The following is a 3,685-nucleotide window of genomic DNA, read 5'->3' as shown; positions in this document are numbered from 1 at the left end:
ACAGGCCGCCGGCGCGCCGGGTGCGGCCCAGGGCCGGTCCGGCCGGTGCGGGACGGCAGGCGCCGGTCCGCATGCCGGTGCGGGGAGGCGGCGCGGGACCCGGGGCGTCAGGGCCGGGGGCCCGGGAGCGGTCCGGGCCCGGCCGGAGGCACGGCGACCCGGCCGGACCGCCGCTCCCCGTCCAGCACCCGCAGGGCGCGCGCCAGGGTCGTCGCGTGCACCTCGCTCTCGCCCCGCTCGTGCATCAGCGCCAGCGCGTCCCGCAGCTCGGCCGCCTTCCGCACCAGGGCCTGGGCGGCGCGCAGCCCCCGGTAGGTGTCCCCGCCGCGGGCCGGATTGATCCGGCCCATCAGGTCCAGCGCCTCCAGGTAGCGGTCGACCAGCTCGCCCTCGGCGCGGGTCAGCGCGGGCAGCGGGGCCGGTTCGGGCAGCACCACCGTCACCCCGCGGCGCGCGGCCCGGAGCCGGGGCGCTCGGTGCGGCCGGGCGGGGAGTGGCGGGTGGCGGTGGGCTGCATCGCGTCTCCTGACGTGGCGTGCCGGGGCGGCGGCGTCCGGGGAAAATGTACAGGACGTACATAAGGCTATGCTGGGAGCATGGCGTACGAGATTCCGGTGACGCAAGCCCGCGCGGAGCTCGCGGACCTGATCAACCGCGTGGTGTACGGCGGTGAGCGCGTGGTCGTCACGCGCCACGGCAAGCCGCTCGTCGCCCTGGTGTCAGCCGCTGACCTGCAACGGCTCGAAGAGGGCGACGAGGAGGCGCAGGAGCAGGTGATCAGCACGGTCTCGGCCGTCCGCCCGGCCGCGTCCGCTGCCGGCGAACGGCGCCGGTTCGGCATCGCGGCCGAGCACCGCGAGGCCGGGCCCGCCGACCGCCCGCACGAGCGCTGACGGCCCGCCGGCGCGGGCCGAACCGTCCGCCGGGACACCAGGCCGTACCGGAACGCCCGGCCGCGCCCGGCGCCCGGCGCGGCGGAGGCGGCACCGTCGACGCCCCGGCGCGCCGCGTAACGCCGCCGTAACGATTCGGCACTAGCCTGCGCCAATCCGGTACGAGCCGCCCGGGCCGGGCCGGGGACGGCCGCCGCCGGGCGGGAGCGCCTCCCGCCGCGCGGCGGGAGGCCCTGCGGGACGAGTGTGAGGTGGGATCCGTGCGACTGACCCCGCACGAGCAGGAACGGCTGCTCATCCACGTGGCCGCCGACGTGGCGGACCGGCGGCGCGCCCGGGGCGTGCTGCTCAACCACCCCGAGGCGGTCGCCCTCATCACGGCCCACCTCCTCGAAGGCGCCCGCGACGGCCGCACCGTCGCCGAGCTGATGGCCTCCGGCCGCACCGTCCTCACCCGTGAGGACGTCATGGAGGGCGTCCCCGAGATGATCCCCGACGTGCAGGTCGAGGCCACCTTCCCGGACGGCACCAAGCTGGTGACCGTACATCAGCCGATCCCCTGACCGGGCCGGTGCCGGCCGCCTTCGACGACAGCCCGCGGGACCCGCCGGAAGGAGAGACCCTGCGTATGGTGCCCGGAGAGATCAGTTACGCGGACGAGCCGGTGCGCCTGAACGAGGGCCGCCCCGTCACCCGGCTGACCGTGCTCAACACCGCCGACCGGCCCGTGCAGGTCGGCTCCCACTACCACTTCGCCGAAGCCAACCCGGGCCTCGACTTCGACCGCGCCGCCGCCCGCGGCAGGCGGCTGGACATCCCTGCGGGCACCGCCGTGCGCTTCGAGCCCGGCGTGCCGGTCGAGGTCGGCCTGGTGCCGCTGGCGGGCCGCCGCGTCGTGCCGGGGCTGCGCGGGGAGACCGGAGGGCCGCTCGATGGCTGACATGGACCGCGCCGCGTACGCCGGACTGTTCGGCCCGACCACCGGCGACCGTATACGACTCGCCGACACCGGCCTGCTGATCGAGATCGAGGAGGACCGCGCCGGCGGCCCGGGCCGGGCCGGCGACGAGGCGGTCTTCGGCGGCGGCAAGGTGATCCGCGAGTCCATGGGGCAGTCCCGCGCCACCCGCGCCGAGGGGACCCCGGACACGGTGATCACCGGCGCGGTGGTGCTCGACCACTGGGGTGTGGTCAAGGCCGACGTCGGCCTGCGCGACGGGCGGATCACCGCGCTCGGCAAGGCCGGCAACCCCGACATCATGGACGGCGTGCACCCCGGCCTCGTCATCGGACCGGAGACCGAGATCATCGCGGGAGGCGGCCGGATCCTCACCGCCGGGGCCATCGACGCGCACGTCCACTTCATCGCCCCCCGGATCGTGGACGAGGCGCTCGCGTCGGGCGTCACCACCCTGCTCGGCGGCGGCACCGGACCGGCCGAGGGCACCAAGGCCACCACCGTCACCCCGGGCCCCTGGCACCTCGCCCGGATGTTCGAGGCCCTGGAGGGCTGCCCGGTCAACATCGGCCTGCTGGGCAAGGGCAACACCGTCTCGCGCGAGGCGATGCGCTCGCAGCTGCGCGGCGGCGCCGTCGGGTTCAAGATCCACGAGGACTGGGGGGCGACCCCGGCCGTCATCGACGCCTGCCTGGCGGTCTGCGAGGAGAGCGGCGCGCAGCTCGCCATCCACACCGACACGCTCAACGAGGCGGGCTTCGTCGGCGACACCCTCGCCGCCATCGCCGGACGCTCGATCCACGCCTACCACACCGAGGGCGCGGGCGGCGGGCACGCGCCCGACATCATCACCGTGGTCTCCCAGCCGAACGTGCTGCCCAGCTCCACCAACCCCACCCGGCCGCACACCGTCAACACCGTCGAGGAACACCTCGACATGCTGATGGTCTGCCACCACCTCAACCCCGCCGTCCCGGAGGACCTGGCCTTCGCCGAGTCCCGCATCCGGCCGAGCACCATCGCCGCCGAGGACGTCCTGCACGACCTCGGCGCCATCTCGATCATCTCCTCCGACTCCCAGGCCATGGGCCGGGTCGGCGAGGTGGTCCTGCGCACCTGGCAGACCGCGCACGTGATGAAGGCCCGCCGCGGGGCGCTGCCCGGCGACGGCCGCGCCGACAACCACCGCGCCCGGCGCTATGTCGCCAAATACACCATCAACCCGGCCGTCGCCCAGGGCCTGGACGCCGAGATCGGCTCCGTCGAACCCGGCAAGCTCGCCGACCTGGTGCTGTGGGACCCGGCGTTCTTCGGAGTCAAGCCCGACCTGGTGCTCAAGGGCGGGCAGATCGCGTACGCGCAGATGGGCGACGCCAACGCGTCCATCCCCACCCCGCAGCCGGTGCTGCCGCGGCCCATGTTCGGCGCCCAGGGCCGCGCCGCGGCCGCGGGCTCGGTCACCTTCGTCACCGCCGCGGCCCTGGAGGACGGCCTGCCGGACCGGCTCGGCCTGGCCAAGCGGTTCGTCGCCATCCGCGGCACCCGCGGCGTCACCAAGGCCGACATGCGCCTCAACGACGCCCTGCCGCGGGTCGAGGTCGACCCCGACACCTTCACCGTCACCATCGACGGCGAGCGCGTCGAACCGGCCCCCGCCACCGTGCTGCCCATGGCCCAGCGCTACTTCCTCTTCTGACCGTGACCGCCCCTGAACCCCCCTCCCCGGCGGACCCCGCACACCCCGGACCGGCCGCCGGGCCCGGCGGCGGGCCCGCGGCGCGCGCGGCGCTGCTCGTGCTGGCCGACGGCCGCCTGCCCGCGGGCGGGCACGCCC

Annotated in this window: 5 protein-coding genes; 4 read left to right on the top strand and 1 reads right to left on the bottom strand. The window is 75.7% G+C overall.

The annotated features are described in order from the left end of the window. Nucleotides 1–107: 107 nt before the first annotated feature. Complete coding sequence (locus RKE29_RS28590; protein WP_312008602.1) at nt 108–437, bottom strand: hypothetical protein; 330 nt, start codon at nt 435–437, stop codon at nt 108–110. Between the two features lie 159 nt (nt 438–596). Here RKE29_RS28590 and RKE29_RS28585 point away from each other — a divergent pair, with 159 nt between their 5' ends. The 4 genes from RKE29_RS28585 to RKE29_RS28570 all read left to right on the top strand — a co-directional run bounded on the left by RKE29_RS28585 (nt 597) and on the right by RKE29_RS28570 (nt 3,547). After that, nucleotides 597–893, top strand: a complete 297-nt coding sequence (locus RKE29_RS28585) for a type II toxin-antitoxin system Phd/YefM family antitoxin (protein ID WP_312008601.1) — start codon at nt 597–599, stop codon at nt 891–893. A gap of 260 nt (nt 894–1,153) precedes the next feature. Further along, nucleotides 1,154–1,456 carry an urease subunit gamma gene (locus RKE29_RS28580; RefSeq protein ID WP_312008600.1) on the top strand — a complete coding sequence of 101 codons (303 nt, stop codon included), beginning with the start codon at nt 1,154–1,156 and terminating at the stop codon, nt 1,454–1,456. A 65-nt stretch (nt 1,457–1,521) separates the two neighbouring features. After that, entirely contained in the window at nt 1,522–1,833 is a 312-nt protein-coding gene (locus tag RKE29_RS28575; RefSeq protein WP_312008599.1) for an urease subunit beta, read from the top strand. After that, a complete protein-coding gene (locus RKE29_RS28570) occupies nt 1,826–3,547 on the top strand; it encodes an urease subunit alpha (protein ID WP_312008598.1) in 1,722 nt (573 codons plus the stop codon). Before RKE29_RS28575 ends, RKE29_RS28570 begins: the two co-directional genes overlap by 8 nt. The last annotated feature ends 138 nt before the right edge of the window (nt 3,548–3,685 follow it).

The sequence above is a fragment of the Streptomyces sp. B1866 genome (assembly GCF_031932565.1).
In the GTDB taxonomy this organism is placed as follows: domain Bacteria; phylum Actinomycetota; class Actinomycetes; order Streptomycetales; family Streptomycetaceae; genus Streptomyces.
The sequence above is the reverse complement of the archived record's forward strand: the minus strand, read 5'-3'. Positions and strand labels throughout refer to the sequence as shown.

Coding starts and splice junctions, on each gene's coding strand:
- RKE29_RS28585 (WP_312008601.1), top strand. CDS start 597: ATGGCGTACGAGATTCCGGTGACGCAAGCCCGCGCGGAGCTCGCGGAC.
- RKE29_RS28575 (WP_312008599.1), top strand. CDS start 1,522: ATGGTGCCCGGAGAGATCAGTTACGCGGACGAGCCGGTGCGCCTGAAC.
- RKE29_RS28570 (WP_312008598.1), top strand. CDS start 1,826: ATGGCTGACATGGACCGCGCCGCGTACGCCGGACTGTTCGGCCCGACC.